This is a genomic window from Pseudomonas sp. TMW 2.1634 (assembly GCF_001703595.1).
Classification (GTDB): domain Bacteria; phylum Pseudomonadota; class Gammaproteobacteria; order Pseudomonadales; family Pseudomonadaceae; genus Aquipseudomonas; species Aquipseudomonas fragi.
The window spans coordinates 2,034,955-2,058,937 of record NZ_CP016849.1 but is presented as its reverse complement, the minus strand read 5'-3'; the positions used below and the strand labels follow the sequence as shown (position 1 = coordinate 2,058,937).

Annotated in this window: 25 protein-coding genes and 1 pseudogene; 16 read left to right on the top strand and 10 right to left on the bottom strand. The window is 60.7% G+C overall.

What is annotated here, in order from left to right; genetic code table 11:
• Positions 1-99 precede the first annotated feature (99 nt).
• Positions 100-1,170 (bottom strand): annotated as a pseudogene (locus BFC21_RS27775) (HAMP domain-containing protein); the annotation flags it as partial.
• Positions 1,171-1,704: 534 nt separating this feature from the next.
• Between BFC21_RS27775 and BFC21_RS09835 the strand changes: the two are divergent.
• Positions 1,705-3,024 (top strand): Na+/H+ antiporter family protein, encoded by a 1,320-nt coding sequence (locus BFC21_RS09835; protein ID WP_088379503.1) that lies wholly within the window; start codon positions 1,705-1,707, stop codon positions 3,022-3,024.
• A gap of 10 nt (positions 3,025-3,034) precedes the next feature.
• On the opposite strand, the gene BFC21_RS09830 is transcribed toward BFC21_RS09835, so the two are convergent.
• The 5 genes from BFC21_RS09830 to BFC21_RS09810 form a co-directional block, all read right to left on the bottom strand.
• Positions 3,035-3,895, bottom strand: coding sequence for a pirin family protein (locus BFC21_RS09830; RefSeq protein WP_088377799.1), 861 nt, complete (start codon positions 3,893-3,895; stop codon positions 3,035-3,037).
• Positions 3,896-3,959: 64 nt separating this feature from the next.
• Entirely contained in the window at positions 3,960-4,376 is a 417-nt protein-coding gene (locus BFC21_RS09825) for an OsmC family protein (RefSeq protein WP_095005603.1), read from the bottom strand.
• 126 nt (positions 4,377-4,502) lie between these two features.
• Positions 4,503-5,723 (bottom strand): beta-ketoacyl-ACP synthase I, encoded by a 1,221-nt coding sequence (fabB, locus tag BFC21_RS09820; protein ID WP_016781684.1) that lies wholly within the window; start codon positions 5,721-5,723, stop codon positions 4,503-4,505.
• 11 nt (positions 5,724-5,734) lie between these two features.
• The gene (gene fabA, locus BFC21_RS09815) at positions 5,735-6,250 is read right to left on the bottom strand and encodes a 3-hydroxyacyl-[acyl-carrier-protein] dehydratase FabA (RefSeq protein WP_003210552.1); all 516 of its coding nucleotides are present in this window, start codon (positions 6,248-6,250) and stop codon (positions 5,735-5,737) included.
• Between the two features lie 248 nt (positions 6,251-6,498).
• Positions 6,499-8,397, bottom strand: coding sequence for a response regulator (locus tag BFC21_RS09810; protein ID WP_088377797.1), 1,899 nt, complete (start codon positions 8,395-8,397; stop codon positions 6,499-6,501).
• Positions 8,398-8,637: 240 nt separating this feature from the next.
• Between BFC21_RS09810 and BFC21_RS09805 the strand changes: the two genes are divergently transcribed.
• The 8 genes from BFC21_RS09805 (at position 8,638) to BFC21_RS09770 (ending at position 14,898) form a co-directional block, all read left to right on the top strand.
• Positions 8,638-9,663 carry an NAD(P)H-dependent glycerol-3-phosphate dehydrogenase gene (locus BFC21_RS09805; protein WP_088377796.1) on the top strand — a complete coding sequence of 342 codons (1,026 nt, stop codon included), beginning with the start codon at positions 8,638-8,640 and terminating at the stop codon, positions 9,661-9,663.
• Between the two features lie 18 nt (positions 9,664-9,681).
• A complete protein-coding gene (locus BFC21_RS09800) occupies positions 9,682-10,014 on the top strand; it encodes a DUF4389 domain-containing protein (protein ID WP_086798033.1) in 333 nt (110 codons plus the stop codon).
• Positions 10,011-10,460, top strand: a complete 450-nt coding sequence (gene sixA / locus BFC21_RS09795; protein ID WP_088377795.1) for a phosphohistidine phosphatase SixA — start codon at positions 10,011-10,013, stop codon at positions 10,458-10,460. Before BFC21_RS09800 ends, sixA begins: the two co-directional genes overlap by 4 nt.
• 126 nt (positions 10,461-10,586) lie before the next feature.
• On the top strand, positions 10,587-11,030 hold the full coding sequence (locus tag BFC21_RS09790; RefSeq protein ID WP_088377794.1) for a hotdog fold thioesterase: 444 nt from the start codon (positions 10,587-10,589) through the stop codon (positions 11,028-11,030).
• A gap of 112 nt (positions 11,031-11,142) precedes the next feature.
• Positions 11,143-11,943 carry an alpha/beta fold hydrolase gene (locus BFC21_RS09785; protein ID WP_088377793.1) on the top strand — a complete coding sequence of 267 codons (801 nt, stop codon included), beginning with the start codon at positions 11,143-11,145 and terminating at the stop codon, positions 11,941-11,943.
• A 12-nt stretch (positions 11,944-11,955) separates the two neighbouring features.
• A complete protein-coding gene (locus BFC21_RS09780) occupies positions 11,956-12,810 on the top strand; it encodes an alpha/beta hydrolase (protein ID WP_088377792.1) in 855 nt (284 codons plus the stop codon).
• A 145-nt stretch (positions 12,811-12,955) separates the two neighbouring features.
• Positions 12,956-13,774, top strand: coding sequence for a DUF4892 domain-containing protein (locus BFC21_RS09775; protein ID WP_088377791.1), 819 nt, complete (start codon positions 12,956-12,958; stop codon positions 13,772-13,774).
• A gap of 74 nt (positions 13,775-13,848) precedes the next feature.
• Positions 13,849-14,898 carry an AI-2E family transporter gene (locus BFC21_RS09770; protein ID WP_095005600.1) on the top strand — a complete coding sequence of 350 codons (1,050 nt, stop codon included), beginning with the start codon at positions 13,849-13,851 and terminating at the stop codon, positions 14,896-14,898.
• Between the two features lies 1 nt (position 14,899).
• Here BFC21_RS09770 and BFC21_RS09765 read toward each other — a convergent pair whose 3' ends face one another.
• From BFC21_RS09765 to BFC21_RS09755, 3 genes are all read right to left on the bottom strand, one after another.
• Positions 14,900-15,370 carry an RNA methyltransferase gene (locus tag BFC21_RS09765; RefSeq protein ID WP_016781674.1) on the bottom strand — a complete coding sequence of 157 codons (471 nt, stop codon included), beginning with the start codon at positions 15,368-15,370 and terminating at the stop codon, positions 14,900-14,902.
• Between the two features lie 199 nt (positions 15,371-15,569).
• Positions 15,570-15,944, bottom strand: coding sequence for a YajD family HNH nuclease (locus BFC21_RS09760; RefSeq protein WP_016781673.1), 375 nt, complete (start codon positions 15,942-15,944; stop codon positions 15,570-15,572).
• Between the two features lie 52 nt (positions 15,945-15,996).
• On the bottom strand, positions 15,997-16,683 hold the full coding sequence (locus BFC21_RS09755) for a spermidine synthase (protein WP_088377790.1): 687 nt from the start codon (positions 16,681-16,683) through the stop codon (positions 15,997-15,999).
• An 82-nt stretch (positions 16,684-16,765) separates the two neighbouring features.
• Here BFC21_RS09755 and BFC21_RS09750 point away from each other — a divergent pair, with 82 nt between their 5' ends.
• On the top strand, positions 16,766-17,059 hold the full coding sequence (locus tag BFC21_RS09750; protein WP_095005598.1) for a hypothetical protein: 294 nt from the start codon (positions 16,766-16,768) through the stop codon (positions 17,057-17,059).
• A gap of 148 nt (positions 17,060-17,207) precedes the next feature.
• Here BFC21_RS09750 and BFC21_RS09745 read toward each other — a convergent pair whose 3' ends face one another.
• Positions 17,208-19,280, bottom strand: coding sequence for a S9 family peptidase (locus BFC21_RS09745; protein WP_120266017.1), 2,073 nt, complete (start codon positions 19,278-19,280; stop codon positions 17,208-17,210).
• Positions 19,281-19,381: 101 nt separating this feature from the next.
• Here BFC21_RS09745 and BFC21_RS09740 point away from each other — a divergent pair, with 101 nt between their 5' ends.
• The 6 genes from BFC21_RS09740 to BFC21_RS09715 all read left to right on the top strand — a co-directional run bounded on the left by BFC21_RS09740 (position 19,382) and on the right by BFC21_RS09715 (position 23,889).
• The gene (locus tag BFC21_RS09740) at positions 19,382-19,876 is read left to right on the top strand and encodes an MFS transporter (RefSeq protein ID WP_088377787.1); all 495 of its coding nucleotides are present in this window, start codon (positions 19,382-19,384) and stop codon (positions 19,874-19,876) included.
• A 33-nt stretch (positions 19,877-19,909) separates the two neighbouring features.
• A complete protein-coding gene (locus tag BFC21_RS09735) occupies positions 19,910-20,686 on the top strand; it encodes a class II glutamine amidotransferase (protein WP_120266016.1) in 777 nt (258 codons plus the stop codon).
• Between the two features lie 12 nt (positions 20,687-20,698).
• Complete coding sequence (locus tag BFC21_RS09730) at positions 20,699-21,232, top strand: DUF2937 family protein (protein WP_088377785.1); 534 nt, start codon at positions 20,699-20,701, stop codon at positions 21,230-21,232.
• A 286-nt stretch (positions 21,233-21,518) separates the two neighbouring features.
• Complete coding sequence (locus BFC21_RS09725) at positions 21,519-22,271, top strand: 5-oxoprolinase subunit PxpA (RefSeq protein WP_088377784.1); 753 nt, start codon at positions 21,519-21,521, stop codon at positions 22,269-22,271.
• Positions 22,268-22,972 carry an allophanate hydrolase subunit 1 gene (locus tag BFC21_RS09720; protein WP_088377783.1) on the top strand — a complete coding sequence of 235 codons (705 nt, stop codon included), beginning with the start codon at positions 22,268-22,270 and terminating at the stop codon, positions 22,970-22,972. Before BFC21_RS09725 ends, BFC21_RS09720 begins: the two co-directional genes overlap by 4 nt.
• Positions 22,969-23,889 (top strand): biotin-dependent carboxyltransferase family protein, encoded by a 921-nt coding sequence (locus BFC21_RS09715; protein ID WP_088377782.1) that lies wholly within the window; start codon positions 22,969-22,971, stop codon positions 23,887-23,889. Before BFC21_RS09720 ends, BFC21_RS09715 begins: the two co-directional genes overlap by 4 nt.
• The last annotated feature ends 94 nt before the right edge of the window (positions 23,890-23,983 follow it).

Here is a 23,983-nt window from a genome sequence, read left to right as displayed (position 1 = left end):
GGCGCTGGTCTGGGTGGCAATGGCCGCTGATTGGTCGGCGGTGCTGCGGGCATCCTGCACCGAGCGCTTGACCTCGGCGATGGTGGGTTGCAGCTTGTCGAGAAAGCGGTTGAACCAACTGGCCAATTGCCCCAGCTCGTCTTTTTTGTCGTAGGCCAGGCGACGGGTCAGGTCACCTTCACCGCTGGCAATATCTTCCAGCATATGGGCCACGCCGAGGATCGGCCGCGTCACGCTGCGCGCCAGCAGCCACACCAGCAACAGGCCGATAATGGCGGCGAGCGAACCCCAGGCCAGCTCAATCAGGGCCCCGGCCTTGTTGCGCTCGTCCAGTTCGGCTTGCAGTGCCTGGGCCGGCCCTACCAATACTTTTTCGGGTACATCGAGCAATACCCCCCAAGGCTTGCTGCCCGGGATCGGCAGGAAAGGCGTGAGCACTTTCAAGCGCTGCTCGCTACGGATGCTTTGGGCCTGGTCGCCACTGGTCATGAGGCGGGTCAGCTCGGCACCGTCTTTGGCATCGACCTGATCAAGGCGCTGGGCAAGTTTGCCGGCATCAGCGCTGAAGCCGGCCAGGATTCCGGCCGAGCTGATAATGCCCACCCGGGTTTCGCCGTTGTACAGTTTCTGGCTGGCTTGCAGGCTAAGGGCTTGCAAGCTGTTGAGGTTGATATCCACCGACAGCGAGGCAATGACTTTGCCATTGACCGTCAGCGGGAAAACGATGCTGGTCAGCAACACGTTTTGCCCGTCGATCTCGTAGAAATACGGTTCGATAATGCACGGCTTGAGCGTGGTGCGCGGGCAGGTGAACCAGGCGTTATTGGCCTGGCCGCTGGGGCCGGTGCTGGTGTCGGACATATCCGATTCGGGCAGGGCCATCGAGGTCAGCTTGCCGGGCGTCGGTTGTGACCAGTACAGGGCAAAGCGGCCCTTGTCGTTACTGCCCAGTTCTTTTTGATGGTCGAACAACTGATCCTTGCCATCCAGCGCGTTGGCTTCGAATACCAGCGATAACCCCAGCAGGTCAGGGTTGGCCTGCAGCGCGGCCTTGACCTGGCGGGTCAGGTCTTCACGCAGGTCGAAGGCGTCCAGGAAGCGTTTTTCCGATTGCTCGCGCAAAAACAGGACTTGTCGGGCGAAGCCATTGCCGTACTGGTAGGCGTCCATAAACTGGCGGCTGATTGCCAATGCCTGGGCTTCACCCTGCGCTTCAATGCGGGCCTGTGCCGCCTCATTGAGCATTTGCGAGCTGGATGCCTCCACCAGGTCGGCGGTGTGGTCCATGCGATAAAGCGAAAGCCCCACCAGCAGGGTGACAACACCCAGCAGGCTGAGTCCGGCGAGGAGGGTGATTTTCCATTGGATGGAAAGCTGTCTGAGCGACATGGAGACATCCTAAAAAGAGGCTTTGTCTGTTAGCGGCCGGCGAGCGCTTTTCTTTATGGCAAAAGCCGAGATTTTCGTGTGGGGTCACCCCTTTAAAACCCTGATTTAGCCCTGTAAATACTAGGGTTAAGGCCGGTGAAGGACGATTGTCGGGCCGCTTGGGGCATGCGCTTTGACATGACGCCGATGGTGCTGCAAAGTGTGCGCCCCCAAATTACCCACACTTCCAGATCCGGCGATTGGAACAGTCTTCTTTTGCCCGAAATTTTCCGCTTTACGGTGTTTTATCGTGGTGCGCGCTATGAGGTTGTAATGATGAATGCAGTAATTGCCGCGGTCGGCATCATGCTGGTGCTCAGTCTGTCCCGTGTGCATGTGGTTATCGCACTGATTGTGGGTGCCCTGGTTGGCGGCCTGGTCGGTGGCCTGGGCATTGAAGCTACGCTCAATGCGTTCAATGGTGGCCTGGGTGGTGGTGCTCAGGTTGCGTTGTCCTACGCGATGCTGGGCGCTTTCGCGGTAGCCATTGCCAAGTCCGGCCTGGCCCATGCGATGGCTGACAAGGCCCTGCGCATGGTCAACCGCCAACAGGCGGTGGGTGGCAATCGGGTCAAATGGCTGCTGATTGCCTTGCTGTTGGTGGTGGCGATTTCTTCGCAGAATATTCTGCCGATTCATATCGCCTTTATCCCGCTGTTGGTACCGCCGCTGTTGTATGTGCTGACCAAGCTGCAAATCGACCGGCGCCTGATCGCCTGTGTCATGACCTTCGGTTTGATCACGCCGTACATGTTCTTGCCGGTGGGTTTTGGCAATATCTTCCTTAACCAGATCCTGCTCGCCAACGTCAGCAAAAGTGGCGTGGATATCAGCGCTGTCAATGTGACCCATGCGATGGCCATCCCGGCACTGGGCATGCTGTTTGGTTTGTTGGTGGCGGTGTTTATCAGCTACCGCAAAAAGCGCGAGTATGACCTGGGCAAAATCGAGCAGGTTGAGCAGGTTGCCATCAGCTATAACCCGCGCACCTTGCTGGTGGCCGGTGTGGCGATTGCCGCGGCGTTTATCATTCAGCTGTGGTTGGGCTCGATGATTATCGGTGCGCTCGCCGGCTTCCTGATTTTTTCGGCGTCGGGGATCGTGCGCTGGCGCGAGACCGACGATCTGTTTACCGAAGGCATGAAAATGATGGCCATGATTGGCTTTATTATGATTGCCGCTTCGGGCTTTGCCGAGGTGCTTAAAGCCACGGGAGAGGTCAAGTCGCTGGTGGAGGCCTCTGCCGGCTGGATCAACCACAGCAAGGGCGTGGGCGCGCTGCTGATGCTGCTGGTGGGCTTGCTGGTAACGATGGGCATCGGTTCTTCGTTTTCCACCGTGCCGATCCTGGCGGCGATTTTTGTGCCGCTGTGCGTGCAGTTGGGCTTCAGCCCAATGGCGATTGTGTGCATCGTTGGTACGGCGGGCGCCCTGGGTGATGCCGGTTCGCCAGCGTCGGACTCCACCCTGGGCCCGACTTCCGGTTTGAATATTGACGGTCAGCATCACCATATCTGGGACACCGTGGTGCCCACCTTCCTGCATTACAACTTGCCGCTGCTGGCCTTTGGCTGGATAGCGGCGATGGTGTTGTAAGGCCCGGGCTTCAAGGCAGTTCGATCCGGCCGATTTCTCCGGGAACGGTCGGCCAGTCGCCTGCCGCCCAGCGCGCTCTGGCCTGTTCGATCAGGGCCGGGTTGCTGGCGACGAAGTTCCAGTTCATGCGCCGCGGGCCATCCAGCGGCGCACCGCCAATCAGGACCAGGTGGCAGTCGCTGTCGGCGCTCAGGGTCATCTCTTCGCCTGCTTCCAGCAGCACAAGGCTGTGGGGCTCCAGTGCCTGGCCATCCAGTTGCACGTCACCTTCCAGTACATACAGCGCGCGCTCCGGGTGTTCGGCCGGGATCAGCAGCGTGGTGGCTGTTTGCATATGCACGTCGGCATACAGGGTGGGCGTGAGCACCGGCACCGGTGACGTCAGGCAAAAACCGCTTCCGGCGATCAGGCGAATCCGCACCCCCAGGTTGTCACTGACGGGCAGGCTGCTGGCTGGGTGATGGCTGTAGTGGCTTGCGCCTTGCTCGTGGGTTTTGGGTGATGCCAGCCACACTTGCAGGCCGTGCAGGTTAGAACCGTGCGCCAGCAGGGCAGAGGGCGTGCGTTCGATATGGGCAATGGCCGCCCCGGCGGTCATCCAGCTGACATCGCCGGGGCCTACCAATTGATCCGAGCCCAGGCTGTCCTTGTGCTGGATCTGGCCTTCAAATAAATAGGTCAGGGTCGACAGGCCAATATGCGGGTGCTGTCGGATATTCATCCCCTTGCCGGGTGGGTAGTGCGTCAGCAGCATGTGGTCGAAAAACACAAATGGCCCGACACTGCGGCATTTTGCCGACGGCAGGGGGCGCAGGATCGGTTGGCCTTCGACATCCTCGGCGCGCGGGCGAATCACGGTCAGGGTAGGCATGGGGCGTTTCCGGCAATGGAGAAGCGTTGAGCATAACCCAACGCTGCTCCTGCACGGTTGCGGCTTACTGGCTGAAAGCGCCTTCAGACAGGTGGGTTTCGATGGTGACCTCAGCGGTGGTCATCAGTTTATGCACCGGGCACTTGTCGGCCACATTGTGCAGTTCCTCGCGCTGGGCGTCGGTCAACACGCCCTTGAGGGTCAGTTTGACGTGCAGGGCATATTTGCCTTTCAGCTCTTCGCTGGCGTCGTGTTTGACTTCGACCGTGACCCCGGTCAGCGGGATCTCCTTTCGTTGCGCATAGAGCTTGAGCGTCAGAGCCTTGCAGGCACCCAGGGCGGCATCGAAATAGTCATGGGGGGAGGGGGCAGAGCTTTCGCCGCCCATTGATTTGGGCAAATCGGTGAACACTTCGTGATCGTCGATCTTGATGCTGTGACGAAAACCTTCGTGTGACACGGTATTAACGGTAACAGTCATGGCAAACCTCAGCGTGGAGTGATTAAACGTCCTGATCTTTATAGAGCATGCCGGGGCGTGTACGTTCCATCAGGCAAAAAAATGCCCCGAACCAGTCGGGGCATTTTTCATTTCGCGGCGGGTGGCTTATTTGCCGGCCCAGCGCTTCAGGACCAGGGTGGCATTGGTGCCACCGAAGCCGAAGCTGTTGCTCATCACGTTGTTGAGCGTGACGTTCTCGCGGGTCTTGGTCAGGATCGGCATGTCAGCGACAGTCGGGTCCAGTTCCTCGATGTTGGCCGAACCGGCGATGAAGTTGCCTTCCATCATCAGCAGGCAGTAGATCGCTTCGTGAACGCCTGCGGCGCCCAGGGAGTGACCCGACAGGCTTTTGGTCGAGCTGATGGCCGGGGCCTTGTCGCCGAATACCGCGCGCACGCCTTCCATTTCCTTGACGTCGCCGACCGGAGTGGAGGTGCCGTGGGTGTTCAGGTAGTCGATCGGGCCGTCAACGGTGGACATTGCCATCTGCATGCAGCGGATGGCGCCTTCGCCGCTTGGGGCAACCATGTCGTAGCCGTCGGACGTCGCGCCGTAGCCGACGATTTCGGCGTAGATCTTGGCGCCACGGGCCAGGGCGTGTTCCAGCTCTTCAACCACCACCATGCCGCCGCCGCCAGCGATGACGAAGCCATCACGGTTTTTGTCGTAGGCACGGGACGCTTTTTCAGGCGTGTCGTTGTACTGGGTGGACAGGGCGCCCATGGCGTCGAACAGGAACGACTGGCTCCAGTGTTCTTCTTCACCGCCGCCGGCAAATACGATGTCCTGCTTGCCCAGCTGGATCTGCTCGACCGCAGTACCGATGCAGTGAGCACTGGTGGCGCAGGCAGAGGAGATCGAGTAGTTCACGCCCTTGATCTTGAAGGGTGTGGCCAGGCAGGCGGAAACGGTGCTGCCCATGGTCCGCGTTACACGGTACGGGCCAACGCGCTTGACGCCTTTTTCGCGCAGGATGTCCAGCGCTTCCATCTGGTTCAGGGTCGACGCGCCGCCCGAGCCGGCAATCAGGCCGGTACGCGGGTTGGAGACTTGCTCCTCGGTCAGGCCCGAATCAGTGATGGCGTCTTTCATGGCCAGGTAGGCGTAAGCCGCTGCGTGGCCGACGAAGCGATAGATCTTGCGATCGATCAGCTCTTCGAGAGGCAGGTCAATGGAGCCGGAAACCTGGCTACGCAGACCCATTTCGGCATATTCCGGGTTGAATCGGATGCCAGGGCGACTTGCACGCAGGTTAGCGGAGACGGTCTCTTTGTCATTGCCCAGGCACGAAACGATGCCCAGACCAGTGATAACGACGCGGCGCATGCGGATAACCCTTAAAAGTTGTCAGTGGAAGTAAATACGCCGACCCGAAGGCCTTCGGCAGTATAAATCTCGCGACCGTCGACAGTGACCGAACCATCGGCAATGGCCAGGTTCAGCTTGCCCTTGAGGACGCGCTTGATTTGAATGTTGTAGGTGACTTTCTTGGCGGTCGGCAAGACCTGGCCAAAGAACTTCACTTCGCCCGAACCCAGGGCGCGACCGCGGCCCGGCAGGCCCTGCCAGCCCAGGTAGAAGCCGACCAGCTGCCACATGGCGTCGAGGCCCAGGCAGCCCGGCATTACCGGGTCGCCTTCGAAATGGCAGGCGAAGAACCACAGGTCCGGGGTGATATCCAGCTCGGCGACCAATTCACCTTTGCCGTACTTGCCACCCTCTTCGCTGATATGGGTGATGCGATCCACCATCAGCATGTTAGGGGCGGGCAGTTGCGCGTTACCCGGGCCGAACAGTTCGCCGCGGCTACAGCGCAGCAGATCTTCCCGAGTAAAGGCGTTTTGTTTGGTCATGCGAGCTCCTCAATAATCCCATGCGGCGGGTGGGGCAAATCTTCCCGACCAACTGAAACACAGGTGTTTCAGTTCGCCAGCCTACACATAGACTATTGCGTTGTAGTGAAAGTCACAGCGCAAAGGACAAGAATGTACACTTGTGCACTGAAAATTTAAATCGGGCCGGTTCAGTGGCCCATTCGGGTGCCTAAGACTGCCGCACTTTTGTCTTTAACGCCAGTCGCAGGTGGCCTTTTAGCCATAAGTTACTGGACCCAGCGCTGCAGAATTTGTTCCAGGTCAGCGCGTTTGAACGGCTTGGCCAGGTAATCGTTCATTCCGGCCTGCAGGCAGGTCTCCCGGTCGCCCTGCAGCGCATTGGCGGTCAGGGCAATGATGGGCAGGGCCCTGCAACCGGGGAGTTGGCGGATTTGCCGGGTGGCTTCATAGCCGTTGATGATCGGCAGCCGGCAGTCCATCAGGATCGCGGCAAAGCGCTCGGTGTTGGCGAAATGAATGGCCTGGGCGCCATCACTGACCAGGCTCACCTCGTAGCCCAGGCTGGTCAGCATGGCTTCGATGACCGTCTGATTGACCTGATTGTCTTCCACCAGCAGCACTTTGCGCCCGGGGGCACAGCTGGTTTCTGCGGTTTGCTGCGGTTTCAGGCCGAGCATGACGGGCTGATGCAGTTCAAGGGGTATTTCCAGGGTGAATACCGAGCCCTGAGCTTCTTCGCTCAGGGCGTGCAGCGTGCCGCCCATGCGCTCGGCCAGTGTACGCGCGATGGGCAGCCCCAGGCCGGTACCGCCATAGCGCCGAGAAATCGAGCTGTCGGCTTGCTGGAACGCGGTGAACATGGAGTCGAGCTTTTCGCTGCTGATGCCGATACCGCTGTCGCGTACAGCACAGCTGAACCAGATCAATTGATGATCCAGGCGCTGCCACTGCGGCTCGATACTGACCTGGCCATGCTCGGTGAACTTCAAGGCATTGCCGATCAGGTTAACCAGGATTTGCCGGATTCGCGTCGGGTCGCCCAGTGCCGGCAAGTCCTGCAGGCCGTCCGGGATAGTCAGTTGCAAATGCAGGCCGCGCTGCGCGGCATTGTGCTGGAACGCCTGGGCGCAGTTGCTGACCAGTTCGGCGAGGTTGAAAGGGATGTGCTCCAGTTCCAGCGCGGATCGTTCAATGCGCGAGAAGTCGAGGATATCGTTGATCACCTTGAGCAAGTGCTCGGTGGACTCCGACGCAAGCGCGGCATACTCGGCCTGTTCTTCGGTCATCCGGGTGGTTTCCAGTAGCTGCAGCATGCCTAATACGCCGTTCATGGGCGTGCGCAGTTCGTGGCTCATCATGGCCAGAAAATCGGTCTTGGCGCGGTTGGCCCGCTCCGCTTCCTCGCGGGCCTGGATCAATTGGGCAATTGCGGATTGCTGCTCGCGGCTGGCCTGCTCCAGGCCTGCGGCCAGATTGTTGATGTGCAGGGCCAGGCTGCCCAGTTCGCCATCGTCAACCACCGGCAAGGGTCTTGTGTAGTCGCCCTGCTGGATGGCCTTGACCGCCTTGCTCATGTCGCTGATGGGGCGGGACAGGTTGGATGCCAGGCGCCGGGCCAGCAGGTAGGTGAAGCCCAGGGCAAACAGCGCGAGGATGACTGCCTTGAGCAGGATTTCCTGCTGGCGCGTGCTGAACGCTTCGCCGGACATGCCTACCAGGACCCGGCCCAGGTAGTCTTCAGCGGGCGCCGCTGCTTGGCTATTGCTGAGCAGGAAATAATCCCCCGAAGGGCTTTTCTGCAGCCTCACCGGGGCCTGGAACACTTCGACCTGAGTGCCTTGATCAGGTCCAGGAGCCGGGTGCTCGGCGTGTGCCAGTACCTCGTTGCTGCGGTTCTGTACCTGCACAAACTGGACGTGGGGAATATTCAGCGAGGCGTTGATCAGGGTTTCCAGCACAGGGGTGTTGCCCGTCATGACCCCATATTCGGTGGCGGGTGCCAACTGGTTGGCGATCAACTGGCCGGTGTGCTTGAGTTCCTGACGCAAGTCCTGGATGCGGACAAAGGTAAAAAAGCTGATCAACAGCAAGGTCAACAACAAGGCCGGGCCCAGGCTCATCATCTGGGTGCGGGTGTGAATATCCCACCGACTGCGGGCCATCATGGGCATCCGGCTCCTGCAGTGGGTTGCCGGCCAGCGCAGGCGTGGCCCCTGTCAGTTGTCATCCTTGACCTGTTGTCGTTCATTTTGAAGTGCAGCAAAGCTGCCTCTTGAATGTGAGAACCAGAGCGGCATGTTAACCGAGGTCTTGCACTTTTTCAGGCAAAGCTCTCTATACGCCAGGGGGGATGTGCTCCGTATAATGCCGGTATTGCCACTGCTAGATGGAAAACGGGATTGCATATGACTGAACAGCACGCTATTGCGGTCTTGGGAGGCGGAAGCTTTGGCACCGCCGTGGCCAACTTGCTGGCAGAAAACGGTCATCGTGTGCATCAGTGGATGCGCGACCCCGAGCAAGCCGAGGCCATTCGCCTTAATCGTGAAAACCCTCGTTACCTTAAAGGCATCAAGATCCACCCGGGGGTGGAGCCGGTGACCGACCTGCAGGCTACGCTTGAGGCCTGTGAGCTGTGTTTTGTGGCCTTGCCGTCCAGTGCCCTGCGCAGCGTGCTGGCGCCGCACGCCGAGCGTTTGCGCGGCAAGATGCTGGTCAGCCTGACCAAGGGGATTGAGGCCCACAGTTTCAAACTGATGAGCGAAATCCTTGAAGAAATCGCCCCGCAGGCACGTATCGGTGTGCTGTCCGGGCCCAACCTGGCGCGTGAAGTGGCCGAGCATGCCTTGACCGCCACCGTGGTCGCCAGCGCCGATGAAGAGCTTTGTACCCGTGTACAGGCCGCGCTGCATGGTCGCACCTTTCGGGTTTACGCCAGTGCCGACCGCTTTGGTGTTGAACTGGGCGGGGCGTTGAAAAACGTTTACGCCATCATTGCCGGCATGGCCGTGGCACTGGGCATGGGGGAAAACACCAAGAGCATGCTGATTACCCGTGCCCTGGCAGAAATGACCCGCTTTGCCGTCAGCCAGGGCGCCAACCCCATGACCTTTCTCGGCTTGGCCGGTGTTGGCGATTTGATCGTCACCTGCTCATCCCCCAAAAGCCGCAACTATCAGGTCGGCTTTGCGCTGGGCCAGGGGTTGAGCCTGGAAGACGCCGTTACCCGCCTGGGCGAAGTGGCCGAAGGCGTCAACACGCTCAAGGTGCTCAAGGCCAAGGCACAGGAACTGAATGTTTACATGCCGTTGGTGGCCGGCCTGCATGCGATTCTGTTCGAGGGCTACACCCTGGACCAGGTGATCGGGCAGTTGATGCGTGGCGAACCTAAAACGGATGTCGATTTTATCTCCACCAGCGGTTTTAACTGAGCACGACAGGAGCAGTAGATGAACGACACGAATAACGCCCCCAAGTACGAGTCGCTGGTTTTGCGCGTGCTGTGGATGCTGGTTTTCCTGCTGGTGTGGCAGGTCGCGCAACTGGTACTCGGCGGGCTGGTGCTGGTGCAGCTGGTTTACCGTGTGGTGTACGGCGCGCCCAACGGTGGCTTGATGAACTTTGGTGACAGCTTGAGCCTGTATCTGGCGCAGATCGGTCGTTTCGGCAGCTTTCATACGGAGCAAAAACCCTGGCCGTTTGCCGACTGGCCAGCCCCGCGTGCGCCTGAAGGTGAAGCGCCTTACGGGCAGGGCGCCAAGGGTGACGGGACCACGCCATGAAGATCTGGATCCTGCGACATGGCGAAGCCGAGCCCCATGCCCGCCGTGATGCCGAGCGCGAGCTGACGGCCTACGGTCGCGAGCAGGTGCTTCACAGTGCTGCCCGGTTGATCGGCCAGCCGCTGGACAGCATTCTGGTCAGCCCTTATGTGCGCGCCCGGCAAACCGCCGAGCTGGTGCGCAAGGCTCTGGGTTTTACCCCTGACCTGGTCACCGTGCCCTGGCTGACCCCCGAAAGCGACCCCAGGGACGCCGTGGGGAAACTCCCGGACACGGGCAATGTGTTGCTGGTCAGTCATCAGCCGTTTGTGGGTGAACTGATCAGCCTGTTGCAGCATGGTCATACGCGTCAGCCGCAGCCCATGCAGACGGCCAGCCTGGCGGAGCTGGAAGGTGAGTGGCCACTGGCCGGCAGCATGACCTTGCTTGGCGTGCATCACGCCTGATCACGGCAACGGTTGCACAGTGCAGCCGTAGTGAAAGATAGTTGGAGGTGGATCAATTGCATTTTGACGCCAGCGCTGCTGCTCGAACTGCCCGCCACCCACCCTCACTGACCAAGGAATGAGCCCATGAGCCTGTGGACGACCCTGCCTGATCTGGCACGCCTGAATGAAATGCGCAAAAACACCATTTGCGATGTGCTGGATATCACGTTCGATGCGTTTGACGACAACTCGATTACCGCGAGCATGGTGGTCGACCATCGCACCCATCAGCCTTTCGGTTTGCTGCATGGCGGCGCATCGGTGGTACTGGCCGAAACCCTGGGGTCGATGGCCAGCTTTATGTGTATCGACACGGCAAAATTCTATTGCGTGGGCCTTGAGGTCAATGCCAATCACCTGCGTGGCGTGCGCAGTGGCCGGGTCAGTGCCGTGGCGCGCCCGGTCCATATTGGCCGCACCACCCATGTCTGGGATATCCGCCTGAGTGATGACAACGGCAAAATCAACTGCATTTCTCGGCTGACCATCGCCATTGTGCCCCTGGGTGAAACACCGCCACTGCGGTGATCAAACGGCCAGCTAATGGCCGTATCGTCGTCACTCATGGCGCATACGGTCATTGATATGGTGATTCTTCCTACAGACAATACGGCGTATCACCTCTTTCTGGACGCCTTGTATGACTCGGCAGATTTTTTTCGCCCATGCCAATGGCTTCCCCTCGGCCACCTACACGAAGTTGTTCAGTGCCCTGGCCCCGGATTACCGCGTGGCTCACTTGGCACAGCATGGGCATGACCCCCGTTATCCGGTGGACAACAATTGGCACAACCTGGTCGATGAGCTGATTTTTCATCTGCAACAACAAGACGAACCGGTGTTGGGTGTGGGGCACTCCCTGGGCGGGATGTTGCACCTGCATGCGGCCATTCGTTGCCCGCACCTTTACCGGGGCGTGGTCATGCTGGACTCACCGGTGCTGACCCGTACCGACCAGTGGGTGATTCGTGCGGCCAAGCGATTTGGCCTGATTGACCGCCTGACCCCGGCCGGTCGAACCTTGGGGCGGCGTGCTGAATTTGCCGACCTTGAGGCCGCCCGCGCCTATTTTTCAGGCAAGACGCTGTTTCGCAGCTTTGACCCCGACTGCTTCGAAGCCTATCTGCAGCACGGTTTGCAGCCGGTCAATGAGCGCTTGCGCCTGAGCTTTGATCCGGCCACCGAGATCGATATCTACCGCAGCGTGCCGCACACCAGCCCGGGGCAGGCCTTCAAGCTGCAGGTGCCCCTGACCGTGGTGCGTGGGCGCGACAGTCGCGTGGTCATGAGCCATCATGCCAAGGCCGTTGCGCGCATGCCCAACGGTGAGGCGCTGAGTGTGCCGGGCGGGCACATGTTCCCGCTGGAGCAACCGCAGGACACCGCCAGCCTGCTCAAACAGATCTTTGCCCGCTGGGAGCTGCGTCATCCTGGCCATTAACGAGCACTTTGCATGAGCCCTGTGGTTGAAGAAATTCGTCTGAGCCTGCCCCATATCGAGCTGGCGGCCCATATTTTTGGCCCCGAAGACGGCCTGCCCGTGATTGCCCTGCATGGTTGGCTGGACAACGCCAACAGCTTTGCCCGGCTGGCACCCCGGCTCAAGGGCTTGCGCATCGTGGCGCTGGACCTGGCCGGGCATGGCCACTCCGATCACCGCCCGCGCGGTGCAGGCTATGCCTTGGCGGACTACGCCTTTGATGTGCTGCGGGTGGCCGAGCAACTGGGCTGGAAACAGTTTGCATTGTTGGGGCATTCGCTGGGGGCCATTGTCTCGGTGGTGATTGCCGGGTCGTTCCCGCAGCGCATAACCCGCATGGCGTTGATTGACGGTATCGTGGCGCGCAGCGGCCCCGAAGGCGATGCTGCCGAGCGCATGGGCCAGGCCCTGCAGGCGCAACTCGACCTGGAGCACAAGCGCAAGTCGGTGCATCCCACCCTCGAACGGGCGGTTGAAGCGCGAATGAAAGGCCTGGTGGCCGTCAGCCGCGAGGCCGCCGAGCTGCTGGCCCAGCGCGGGCTGATGCCGGTACCCGGCGGCTACAGTTGGCGCAGTGACAGCCGGTTGACGTTGCCCACCGCCTTGCGCCTGAGTGACGAACAGGCCATGTCCTTCATTCGCCGGGTAAGCTGCCCGACAACCCTGGTGGTGGCAGAGCAGGGCATGCTGGCCAGTCACCCCGAACTGCTGGATCGACTACCCTTCAAGCTGGAACGGCTGCCGGGTGGCCATCATTTGCACCTGAATGACGAAGCAGGGGCGATCCTTGTTGCAGACTGTTTCAATCGGTTCTTCGCTGTTCCTTGACTTGCGGCTGGCAACTGTCGAGGCTTGGCGGGTTGAAATGGGAGACAACCATGATAGATCTCTACACCGCTGCGACCCCGAAAGGCCATCCGGTCTCTATCGTGAGGATGCTGAGCCACACGCCAACAATCGGTGAAAGACGCCGATGAAAATACCTAATCGTTACATGCTGGCGTTGGGGCTGAGTTGTTTGAGCCCCTTGCTGTGGGCGAGCGACGTGCCTGGCAGCCATGACTTGCCAGATGTGCCGCGCCTGGCCGACGCGCAAATTGTCGATTACAGCGTCAAGCCGGATGTCGAACGCATCTACCCGATGGGCTCGATCCGCAAGATCAGTGGCCGCCTGCGATTTGAGGGGCAGGTCACCAGCCGTGGCCAGACCACGGCCGTCACCTATGAATTGCCTGCCGAGCATACCGCCACCGAAGCCTTTACGGCTGCGCGTGAAGCCCTGCAAAAACAGGGCGCCGAGCTGCTGTTCTGGTGCCAGGCCCGTGATTGTGGCGAAAGCAGCCTGTGGGCCAATGAAGTGTTTGGCAACTCCAGGCTGGTGGGTGCCGATGAGCAGCAGACCTACCTCTTGCTGCGTCGGGCTGCTCCCGACGACAACCAGCTGGTAGCCCTCTACGGCATCAATCGTGGCAACCGCAAAGCCTATCTGCACGTCGAGCAGATGCAGGCCAGTGCCGACCTGGGCGAGCTGTTGCCGACCTCGGCCACCTTGCAGCGTCAGCTCAAGAGCACGGGTGAGCTGGACTTGCCCAAACTCATGGGCGAACCGGACGCGCAGTGGCTGACGTTGATCTCCAGGGCCCTGAATCTTGACGCGACTTCCAGGGTCAGCTTGACCGGTGCCAAGGCTGCTGCCTGGCGCGATGCACTGATCGGCAGCGGTGTGCGCGCCGCGCGCATGGAGCTTGGCGACAGCCAGGCCAAGGGCCTGCGCATCGAGTTGTTGCGCTAGACCTTTACAAACGACGGCTACACTCACCGTAGTCGTCGTCCTTCTTTGATGTCTGAACTTTCTGTGGAACACACATGCTCAATAACGATCGCCTGTTGGTGCAGATCCTGCTCCTGGTGTTGTTCGGTGCCAGTCTGTGGGTGATGGCCCCGTTCTGGTCGGCCCTGTTCTGGGGCGCGGTGCTGGCATTTGCCAGCTGGCCGCTGATGCGCCTGCTGACCCGTGTGCTGGGCGGGCGCGAATCGCTGGCGGCGAGCATCCTGACCCTGGGCTGGATGCTGCTGGTGGCCGGGCCGCTGGTGTGGCTGGGGTTGAACCTGGCCGACCATGTGCGCGATGCCACTACCTTCGTCAAGGATGTGCAGCTTGAAGGGTTGCCTGAAGCGCCGGCCTGGCTGGCCGGCCTGCCGCTGGTGGGGGAACGTCTGGTGGGCATCTGGAACACCATCGACGAACAGGGTGCGGCCATGCTGGTGGCCATCAAGCCTTACCTGGGGCAGGTCGGCAACTGGCTGCTGGCACGCAGTGCGCAGATCGGCAGCGGAATTCTGGAGCTGACGCTGAGCATTGTCTTTGTGTTCTTTTTCTATCGCGACGGGCCGCGCCTGGCGACGTTTGTCCACGGGTTGCTGGAGCGCCTGATTGGCGAGCGGGCGGATTATTATCAGGAACTGGTGGCGGGCACTGTCCAGCGCGTGGTCAACGGTGTGATTGGTACCGCAGCGGCGCAGGCACTGCTGGCGCTGATCGGCTTCCTGATTGCCGGTGTGCCCGGGGCGCTGGTGCTGGGGCTGGCGACGTTCCTGCTCAGCCTGATCCCGATGGGGCCACCGCTGATCTGGGTGCCGGCCACGGCTTGGCTGGCTTGGAAGGGCGACTACGGGATGGCGATCTTTCTCGGCATCTGGGGCACGCTGATCATCAGCGGTGTCGATAACGTGCTCAAGCCCTACCTGATCAGCCGGGGCGGCAACCTGCCGCTGGTGATCGTGCTGCTGGGTGTATTTGGCGGGCTGATCGCCTTCGGCTTTATCGGCCTGTTTATCGGCCCCACCTTGCTCGCCATCGCCTACAGCCTGCTGGTGGACTGGAGCGCCAGCCAGCAGAACCGGGGCAAGGCCTGACTTAGCCGAACTTGGGCCCGGAGCGGGTGTTGTTGCCCTTGGCCAGACGGTCGTAGAGCACCACGTTGACGGTTGCGGCGAGGTTCATGCAGCCGGTGGTGGGAATGTAGATCACGTCCTCGCACCACTCAAGCACGTCCTTGCCCAGCGAGCCGTCTTCCGGGCCGAAGATGTAAATCGCCCGGTCCGGGTGGGTGTACTCGGGCAGGGGGCGTGCGCCCTCGACCATTTCTACGGCGACGGGGATACAGCCCAGGGGGATGATTTTTTTCAGGTCGTCGATACCGATCAGTGGGATGTCCTGATGGACCTTCTTGGTATCGGTGATGAAGTCGCGGGCGCGTTCATAGCGCTTGCCGGTGTAGAACACCGATGCCACGTTGTAGCAACCAGCCGCACGCATCACCGAGCCGACGTTTTCCGGTGATTTGGGGTTATACAAACCAATGCAGCTGTACCGTTTGTTTGCCACGTGCCCGAGCCCTTGCGAAAAAAGACGCGAGTATACCTGTGTTGTCCCAAACTCCGTAGCAGCTGCCGCAGGCTGCGTCCGGCGACGTAGTCGTCGTAAAATCCGAGCCTTGCGGTCTACCTGTGAAGTCGCGGGCTCAGATTTTACGATCGCTGCGCAATAGGACGCAGCCTGCGGCAGCTGCTACGAAAGCGAGGCGCTACTCGTCTTTCTTCATCAACCCGGCCAGCGCGGCGAACGGGTTATGGGTGGCCTTGGCGATTTTCGGGCTGCTGGTGGAACTGTCCGAAAAGTACTGCTGGTCGGTGTAGCGCGAGTGTTCGTTATCGTGGCAGTACAGGCACAACAGCTCCCAGTTGGAGCCGTCCTGGGGGTTGTTGTCGTGGTTGTGGTCGCGGTGGTGAACGGTCAGCTCGCTCAGGCGCTTGCCGGCAAATTCACGGGCGCAACGGCCGCACACGTGGGGGTACATTTTCAGGGCCTTGTCGCGGTAGCCCATTTCGCGGTCACGCTGGGCATCGGCCAGGATGCGGTCCAGCTTGGCGGTGTGGGAGGGTGGGTTCGCCGAACTCATGGGTTCACCTTGTAGGACTGATGACGGTTATGTCGTTAAGTTTAGCTGTTGATCAGCCTTTGATTTTTTCTGCAATCCAGATGGTATGCCGTGTGCCCTTGTTGCCGTGGGCAAACACCTGGACTTCCTCAGCCTTGAAACCGGCTTTGCGCAGTTTGTCCGAAAACTGTTTGTCGGCACTGGCAGACCATACTGCCAGTACGCCTTTAGGGCGCAGGGCCTTGGCGCAGGCACTCAGGCCGCCCGCCGAGTACAGCCAGCTGTTGGCTTTTTGGGTCAGGCCTTCGGGGCCGTTGTCGACGTCGAGCATGATCGCATCAAAGCCGTTGGGTTCGGCTTGCAGCACCTTGGCCACGTCTTCCATGCGAATCACGGTGCGCGGGTCTTGCAGCGGGTTGCCCGATTTTTCGCCCAGCGGGCCGCGGTTCCATTCCACGACGCCGGGCACCAGTTCGGCCACCACCACTTCGGCGGCGTTGCCCAGGTGCTTGAGGGCCGAGGCCAGGGTGAAACCCATGCCCAGGCCGCCGATCAGTACCCGCGATTGTGGGCGGCCGGCAACTTTGCGGCAGGGGATTTCAGCCAGTGCGTCTTCGGAACCGTGCATGCGCGTGTTCATCAGCTGGCCGCCGTCACCGCCCTGAATCTTGATCACGAAGTCTTCGCCATACTCGAACAGGCACAAGGCACCGCCGTTTTCGGGGATCGGAGTGGTGTCGAGCAAAACAAAACGTTTCATGGAAATCTCATTGAAGGGGGCAAAAACTGCAGGTTACGAGTAGCCTGAGGGCAGACAAGCCGGTCTGGCAACGGAGTGATTGATGAAACGCACTATTCTAACGGCCATTGTAGGCAGCGCGCTCTTGATAAGTGTGGCCCAGGCGACGGAATTGACCCCGGTACCGAGTACCCCCGTAACGGCGGCCCCGGGTTCGCCGGGCACCGCCACGCCAACCCCGTACCCGCAAATCACCCCGCGGGCCGTGCCCAAACCGGTGGCAGGGAGCACCAGCCTGATCCCGCTGCCGCCGATCGACCTGCCGCAGCCGCCCAAGGACCAGCCGCTGCCGGGGCTGGAAACCAAGGATCCGAAGGGCAAAAGCCCGCAGGATTGATCGGACTTGCCACGGTTCATGTAGCAGCTGCCGCAGGCTGCGTTCGGCGGCGAAGCCGTCGCAAATTCATTCTGCAAGGTTTGCCAGGCAAATCGCGGGTTCAGGTTCTGCGCCGGCTGCGCCGCCGGACGCAGCCTCGCTCCGCGAGTCAGCTGCTACGGGATTCGGCTTCAGATAAAATCCCCAGCACCTTGAATACAAATGCGTATTCCAGTGCCACGTCGCGCAAGCCCTGATAGCGCCCGCTCATGCCGCCATGACCGGCCTCCAGCTCGGTCTTGAGCAACAGCAGGTTGTCATCGGTCTTGGTGGCGCGCAGCTTGGCCACCCATTTGGCCGCTTCCCAATATTGCACGCGGCTGTCGTTGTAGCCGGCTATCACTAGCATCGCCGGGTAGGCCTGTGCTGTGACGTTCTCGTACGGCGCGTAGGCCTTGATGCGCTCATACACCTGCGGCTCTTGGGGGTTGCCCCACTCGTCGTATTCGGTAACGGTCAGCGGCAAGTCCGGGTCAAGCATGGTGTTGAGCACATCCACAAACGGCACTTCGGCAATGGCGGCCTTGAACAGCTCCGGGCGCTGGTTGAGCACGGCACCGATCAGCAGGCCGCCCGCGCTGCCGCCACTGATCACCAGCTGTTCGCTGCGGGTCAGCCCTTGGTCGATCAGGTGTTCGGCACAGGCGATAAAGTCACTGAAGGTGTTGGGCTTGTGTTCCTGCTTGCCAGCGCGATACCAGGCTTCACCCAGCTCGCCACCGCCACGCACATGGGCAATGGCAAACGCCACGCCGCGGTCAAGCAGGCTCAGGCGGGCATGGGAAAACCACGGGTCGAGGCATTCGCCGTAGGCGCCGTAGCCATACAGGTAAAGCGGGGTAGGCTGGCCTTGCACATCGCGTTTGACCACCAGGCTGATCGGCACCTGAGTGCCGTCGGGTGCAGTGGCCCACAGCCGTTGGCTGACGTAGTCATCGGCATTGAACGGCCCCAGTACCGGGGTTTCCTTGAGCACGCTTTGTTCGCCGGTGGCGAGGGTTAATTGGCGCACTTGCGCCGGGCGATTCAGTGCTTCGTAACGCAGGCGAATGGACTGGCTGTCAAATTCCAGGCTGTCTTGCACATACAGGCTGTAGGCCGCGTCCGGCAGTTGCACGCGATAAGGCGCAAGGCCCTCGGGACGGATTTCGATAATGGGCAGGCCACCCTCGCGCAGGCTCAGGCACAAGGCCTGGGCGTTGAGGGTCATGCCTTCGAGCATCACGCTGTCGCTATGGGCGATCAGCGGCTGCCAGTCATTGCGCGACGGCACCTCGCCAAAGGCGTAATACAGGGCAAAGTTGATGCCGTCCTGATTGGTGCGGATAAACCACGCCCACTGGCCTTCAAACAGACCGTGGTCGACACTGTAGTCGTGGTTTTCAACCCGGGGTGCCAGACAGCTGAAGGGCTGGCGCGGCAGGTTGGCGTCCAGCACCCAGCTTTCGCTGGTGGTTTTACTGTTAAGCAACACTATCAGTTGCTGTTCAGAACTTGACCGGTAGCAGTGCAGGAAAAATCGCCCGTCCGCTTCATGGAAGACTTCATGGGCAGTTGTTTCGCCGAGGGTGTGGCGAAACAACTTGTGCGGACGATGGGTGTCGTCCAGCACGGCGAAAAACAGGGTTTGACTGTCATTGGCCCAGGTCATGCTGCCATCGCAGTCTTCAAACGGCAGCTCGGTGACGGTGCCGCTGCTCAGCTCTTTGACAAACAGGCGGTAGGTTTCTTCGCCGCTGGTATCCAGGCTGTAGGCCAGGCGCTGGTGATCGGGGCTGATGCTGAACGCGCCCAAGGAAATAAAGCCGCCATTGGCCAGCGCATTGGGGTCCAGTAACAGGTGTTCGGCGTTCTCGTCCACCTGCTGGCTGTCATCGGCCGGCCGCGGGCAACGGTAATGGCGCGGGTACTCATCACCGGCGTTGGTGCGCGTGTAATACAGATACGGGCCCCAAGGGGAGGGCAGTGACAGGTCAGTCTCGCGAATCCGCCCCTTGATCTCCTGGAACAGCGTCTCACGCAATGCGGCCTGATCGGCCAACTGCGCCTCCTGATAGCGGTTTTCGGCTTTCAGGTAGTCCAGAACCTCATCACTGTCGCGGTTTTGCAGCCATGAGTAAGGGTCTGAACCCTCGATCTTATGTGCGATAGGTGCGCTGTTTGGGTAGGCTGATTCGGTCATTGAGTGTGCTCTGAAATCTGCATGAAAAAGAAGTGACGCTGACGGCATTGCAGCCGCACTGCCTAAAAGCCGTTATCATAGCCTCTCATTGCCTGCCGACCATGGATACCATGACCGAGAACGACTATCTGATCGCCTGGGGCCTTTACGCCTTTGCTGCTTTGGGCTGCCTGCTCGTGTGGTGCCGTATGACCCGCTTTATGTGGCGCTGGTTGCGCGAACCGTTGCGCGTATTAATGGCCGTGTTGCTGTTCAGCCCGACCATTATTGACCCGGTCAAAGAGAAATTTGCCCCGGCTGTGGCCATCGCCGCCCTGGATCTAGCCTTCAAGGTGGGCGACAACGCCTGGCGCGCGGTCTCTGACCTGTTGATGTACGCCATTATTGCGTTGTGCGTCTACGCCGTGTTTGTGCTGATCCGCTGGCCGATCGAGCGTGCCGGCAAGGCCCGCAAGGCACAAGCCGACGCGGCCGCCAAAGCGCGTAGTCTTGATCCTGAAGATGACCAGCCGTTTGGCTCGGCCGGCAATGATCGTTATGCGCCATCAGGTGCGCCGCGTGCCTCGGCCTCGAGCCGGGTTGAGCCGCGGTTGTAATTTTTCGTCGAGCCTGAATGCGAGAGTGCGAGCATGTGTGAACTATTGGGCATGAGCGCCAACGTCCCGACCGATATTGTGTTCAGTTTTACCGGCCTGATGCAGCGTGGCGGGCGTACTGGCCCGCACCGCGATGGCTGGGGCATTGCCTTTTATGAAGGCCGTGGCCTGCGCCTGTTCCAGGACCCGGGCGCCAGTTGCGACTCCGAGGTCGCCTTGCTGGTGCAGCGCTATCCGATCAAAAGCGAAGTGGTGATTGGCCATATCCGTCAGGCCAACGTGGGTAAGGTGTGCCTGTCCAATACCCACCCGTTTGTGCGCGAGCTGTGGGGGCGCAACTGGTGTTTTGCGCACAACGGCCAGTTGGCCGACTTCTCTGCGAGTACGAGTTTTTACCGCCCTGTGGGTGATACCGACAGCGAAGCAGCATTCTGTGACCTGCTCAACCGGGTGCGCGAGGCCTTCCCGGAGCCGGTCGACGTCGAATGCATCCTGCCGGTGCTGGTAGCGGCCTGCGCCGAGTATCGCAGCAAGGGCGTGTTCAATTGCCTGCTCAGTGATGGCGACTGGTTATTTTGCTATTGCTCGACCAAGCTGGCGCAAATCACCCGGCGAGCCCCGTTTGGCCCGGCGCGCCTGAAAGATGTCGACGTTATCGTCGATTTTCAGGCAGAAACCACGCCCAACGATGTAGTGACCGTGATTGCCACCGAACCACTGACTGAAAACGAAACCTGGACGCGCTACGAGCCGGGCCAGTGGAGCCTGTGGCGACGCGGCGAATGCGTCAGCCGCGGCACAACCGAATAAGGAAGGGCGTGTATGTTCTTGAGCTACCTGCGGTTGGTGTTGTTTACCCTGGGCCTGTTGATCGGTGTGCAAGTACCGGGGTTTATCAATGATTACGCCAACCGCGTCGAAGCTCATCTGATCGAAGCCCAGACCGGGCTGGCGGGGTTCCAGAACACCGCCAACCAGTTTTTCAAGGGGGACCTGCAAGCCCTGGTAGCCCATTACCAGGCCAGCGATGACCCGGTGTTCCGCAGCGATGCTGGCAGCCTGGGCACCTTGCTCAGCCGTCAGCGCCTGCTCGACGAGCAGTTCCAGGCCATGCAGGGCCCGTGGTACATGCGTGCCCTGCAAGTGGCCTACGCGGCCGACCCGGCCATTCGCGAAGAAACCTACAACGCCTATACCTACCAGGTATTGCTGTCGCCGAATGCCATTGGCTGGGCAATGGCGGGTGCCTTGCTGTTCTCCTTTATCATTGAAGGGTTTGTGCGGCTGGTTGACTGGGTGGTGCTCGGTGGCAAGCGCCAGCGCGAACGCATTGCCCGCCGCGAACGCAGCTACTGACCCGGGGGTGTATCCCTCTCCCACACAGTCTGCCCATTGCCTCACGAAAATCCCTGTGGGAGCGGGCTTGCTCGCGATGCAGGCAATGCGCCCTTGCAGGCAGACCGCAGTGACGCCATCGCGGGCAAGCCACGCTCCCACACAACCAGTCCCATTACCTTACACACTGTTAAGCAATCAAATTTTTCTTATGCCCGAGTCCGGCTTTTATTAGTTGGACGAATGGCCCACGCTTGTCGAAAAATGCTTGCTACCTAATCTATAAAAAGACCACAGGAGCATCATCGTGAGCCGCCTGTTATTGAATTGCGATATTGGTGAGAGTTTCGGCAGCTGGACCATGGGCCTGGATGCCGAAGTCATGCCGTTTATCGATTGCGCCAACATTGCCTGCGGCTTCCACGCGGGCGACCCGAGCATCATGCGCAAAACCGTGGCACTGGCCGTGGCGCATAACGTAAAAATCGGCGCACACCCGGCGTATCAGGACCTGGCCGGCTTTGGCCGCCGCTCTATGAGCTATTCGGCGCAAGAAGTGCAAGACCTGTTGCACTATCAAATCGGCGCGCTGGACGGTATATGCCGCGCTCAGGGCACGCAGGTCAGTTACGTCAAACCCCACGGCGCGATGTACAACGACATGATGGCCAACCCGGCACAGTTGCGGGCCGTGATCCAGGCCGTGGCGGCTTACGATGCAAGCTTGCCGCTGATGCTGATGGCCACTCGCGACAACCGTGCGGCCCAGGCGATCGGCGATGAGTTCGGGGTAACCCTGTGGTTTGAAGCCTTTGCCGACCGCGCCTACGACAGCGCCGGGCGGCTGGTTTCGCGGCAATTGCCGGGTGCCGTGCATCATGAGGCAGAAGTCATCGTGCAGCAGGCCCTGACTATTGCAGCGGGCAAGGCCCTGGTAGCCAGTGATGGCAGCGCCTTGCATCTGCACGCCAATACCCTGTGCGTGCATGGCGACAACGCCAGTTCGGTCGCTGCCGTGCAGCGTATTCGCGAGGCCCTGGACCAGCAGGCCCAGGCATGAAGCCGCGTATCGAAGTGGTCGCTATCGACTGCCTGATGCTGCGGCTGTTCGATGACATTGCCGAAAGCAATATGCCGTGGATGCTGGCTGCCAGTGAGCGGCTAAGGGCCAGCTTTGCCGGGCAGTTAATTGATCTGGTGCCGTCCTACACGACCCTGATGGTGCATTACGACGGGCTGGCGCTAAGCCCGGCCCAGGCCCGTGAGCTGATCGCCGAGGCCCTGACCGACCTGCGCCCGGAAACGCGAAACAGTGGCCAATGCCATGTGCTGCCGGTGTGGTACGACTTGAGCGTTGGCCCGGAGCTCAGCTTGCTGGCCACGCGTGCGGATTGCTCGGTGAGCGACGTCATACGCCGTCACAGCGAGCATGAATATCAGGTATTTGCCTTGGGTTTTGCCCCGGGTTTTGCCTTTATGGGCCTGGTCGAAGAGGCCCTGGCCGCACCGCGGCTGAACACGCCGCGCAAGCGCGTTGCCAGCGGCAGCGTTGGTATCGCCGAGCGCCAGACTGCGGCCTACCCGGCGCAATCCCCCGGTGGCTGGAACCTGATCGGCCGTACTCCAAGCGCGCTGTTTGATCGTGAGCGTGAGGGTTACAGCCTGATGCAGCCCGGCGATACCGTGCGGTTTGCGCCCATTACCCACGCTGAATTCATCCGCCTGGGCGGTGATGACACGCCTCAGGAGGCCCTGGCATGAGCCATTTAGTGATTCAGGCCAGCACCCCGTTGTCCCTGCTGCAAGACGCTGGACGCTTCGGTGTGCGCCATCTGGGTGTGACCCAGGGCGGTGCCGCGGACTGGCTGTCGATGGCCTGGGCAAACTGGCTGCTGGGTAATTCGCCGGATGCGGCGGTTATCGAAATCACTCTGGGTGGTCTGACTGTGGTTGCCAAGGCTGATTGCACTCTGGCACTGGCGGGCGCAGACCTGGCGGCCACCCTCGACGGGCAGCCGCTCAAGCCCTGGCGCAGTTTTGTCCTCAAGCAAGGCCAGACCCTGGCGTTTACCCGGCCACTGAGCGGTGCCCGGGCTTATCTGGCCGCGCCGGCAGGCTTTGTTGCGCCGCAAGTGCTGGGCAGTTGCGCGACTGTCGCCCGTGAGCAGCTCGGTGGGCCGGATGGTTTTGGTCGTGGGCTGGTGGCAGGTGATGAATTGACCTGCGCCGGGCATGCCGGGCAACTGCGTGAGTTGTCGTGTGAGCTGCAACCGGTGTTCAGCGCCAATCCGGCGCTGGACGTGGTTATGGGCGCGCAAATGGGGGCCTTCAGCGGGCAAAGTACCTTCGATGCCTTCAACAGCGCCTGGACGCTGGATACCCGCGCCGATCGCATGGGCATCCGTTTGCTGGGGCCTGCGTTGGTGTATCAGGGGGCACCGATGATCTCGGAAGGGATACCGCTGGGCGCCATTCAGGTACCGCCTGATGGCCAGCCGATCGTGTTGCTCAATGACCGCCAGACCATTGGCGGCTACCCGCGTCTTGGCGCCTTGACGCCATTGGCGCTGGCGCGGCTGGCCCAGTGTTTGCCGGGGGAGGGGGTGCATATGCGCCCGACCACCCAGGAGGCTGCGCAACGCCAGCATGTGGTGTTTATGCAGCGATTTGTGGCCTAGCGCCATTAATGTGGGAGCGGGCTTGCTCGCGATTCAGGCGGCGCAGTAAAGCAGGAACACCGCGTCGAAACCATCGCGGGCAAGCCCGCTCCCA

Excerpts from the sequence above, each read along its gene's own strand:
- sixA (WP_088377795.1), top strand. The coding sequence starts at position 10,011 with ATGAAGATCTGGATCCTGCGACATGGCGAAGCCGAGCCCCATGCCCGC.
- BFC21_RS09735 (WP_120266016.1), top strand. The coding sequence starts at position 19,910 with ATGTGTGAACTATTGGGCATGAGCGCCAACGTCCCGACCGATATTGTG.
- BFC21_RS09805 (WP_088377796.1), top strand. The coding sequence starts at position 8,638 with ATGACTGAACAGCACGCTATTGCGGTCTTGGGAGGCGGAAGCTTTGGC.
- BFC21_RS09745 (WP_120266017.1), bottom strand. The coding sequence starts at position 19,280 with ATGACCGAATCAGCCTACCCAAACAGCGCACCTATCGCACATAAGATC.
- BFC21_RS09740 (WP_088377787.1), top strand. The coding sequence starts at position 19,382 with ATGGATACCATGACCGAGAACGACTATCTGATCGCCTGGGGCCTTTAC.
- BFC21_RS09760 (WP_016781673.1), bottom strand. The coding sequence starts at position 15,944 with ATGAGTTCGGCGAACCCACCCTCCCACACCGCCAAGCTGGACCGCATC.
- BFC21_RS09715 (WP_088377782.1), top strand. The coding sequence starts at position 22,969 with ATGAGCCATTTAGTGATTCAGGCCAGCACCCCGTTGTCCCTGCTGCAA.
- BFC21_RS09720 (WP_088377783.1), top strand. The coding sequence starts at position 22,268 with ATGAAGCCGCGTATCGAAGTGGTCGCTATCGACTGCCTGATGCTGCGG.
- BFC21_RS09800 (WP_086798033.1), top strand. The coding sequence starts at position 9,682 with ATGAACGACACGAATAACGCCCCCAAGTACGAGTCGCTGGTTTTGCGC.
- BFC21_RS09730 (WP_088377785.1), top strand. The coding sequence starts at position 20,699 with ATGTTCTTGAGCTACCTGCGGTTGGTGTTGTTTACCCTGGGCCTGTTG.
- BFC21_RS09780 (WP_088377792.1), top strand. The coding sequence starts at position 11,956 with ATGAGCCCTGTGGTTGAAGAAATTCGTCTGAGCCTGCCCCATATCGAG.
- BFC21_RS09770 (WP_095005600.1), top strand. The coding sequence starts at position 13,849 with ATGCTCAATAACGATCGCCTGTTGGTGCAGATCCTGCTCCTGGTGTTG.
- BFC21_RS09785 (WP_088377793.1), top strand. The coding sequence starts at position 11,143 with ATGACTCGGCAGATTTTTTTCGCCCATGCCAATGGCTTCCCCTCGGCC.
- BFC21_RS09825 (WP_095005603.1), bottom strand. The coding sequence starts at position 4,376 with ATGACTGTTACCGTTAATACCGTGTCACACGAAGGTTTTCGTCACAGC.
- BFC21_RS09835 (WP_088379503.1), top strand. The coding sequence starts at position 1,705 with ATGAATGCAGTAATTGCCGCGGTCGGCATCATGCTGGTGCTCAGTCTG.
- BFC21_RS09810 (WP_088377797.1), bottom strand. The coding sequence starts at position 8,397 with ATGATGGCCCGCAGTCGGTGGGATATTCACACCCGCACCCAGATGATG.
- fabB (WP_016781684.1), bottom strand. The coding sequence starts at position 5,723 with ATGCGCCGCGTCGTTATCACTGGTCTGGGCATCGTTTCGTGCCTGGGC.
- BFC21_RS09830 (WP_088377799.1), bottom strand. The coding sequence starts at position 3,895 with ATGCCTACCCTGACCGTGATTCGCCCGCGCGCCGAGGATGTCGAAGGC.
- BFC21_RS09750 (WP_095005598.1), top strand. The coding sequence starts at position 16,766 with ATGAAACGCACTATTCTAACGGCCATTGTAGGCAGCGCGCTCTTGATA.
- BFC21_RS09755 (WP_088377790.1), bottom strand. The coding sequence starts at position 16,683 with ATGAAACGTTTTGTTTTGCTCGACACCACTCCGATCCCCGAAAACGGC.
- fabA (WP_003210552.1), bottom strand. The coding sequence starts at position 6,250 with ATGACCAAACAAAACGCCTTTACTCGGGAAGATCTGCTGCGCTGTAGC.
- BFC21_RS09775 (WP_088377791.1), top strand. The coding sequence starts at position 12,956 with ATGAAAATACCTAATCGTTACATGCTGGCGTTGGGGCTGAGTTGTTTG.
- BFC21_RS09790 (WP_088377794.1), top strand. The coding sequence starts at position 10,587 with ATGAGCCTGTGGACGACCCTGCCTGATCTGGCACGCCTGAATGAAATG.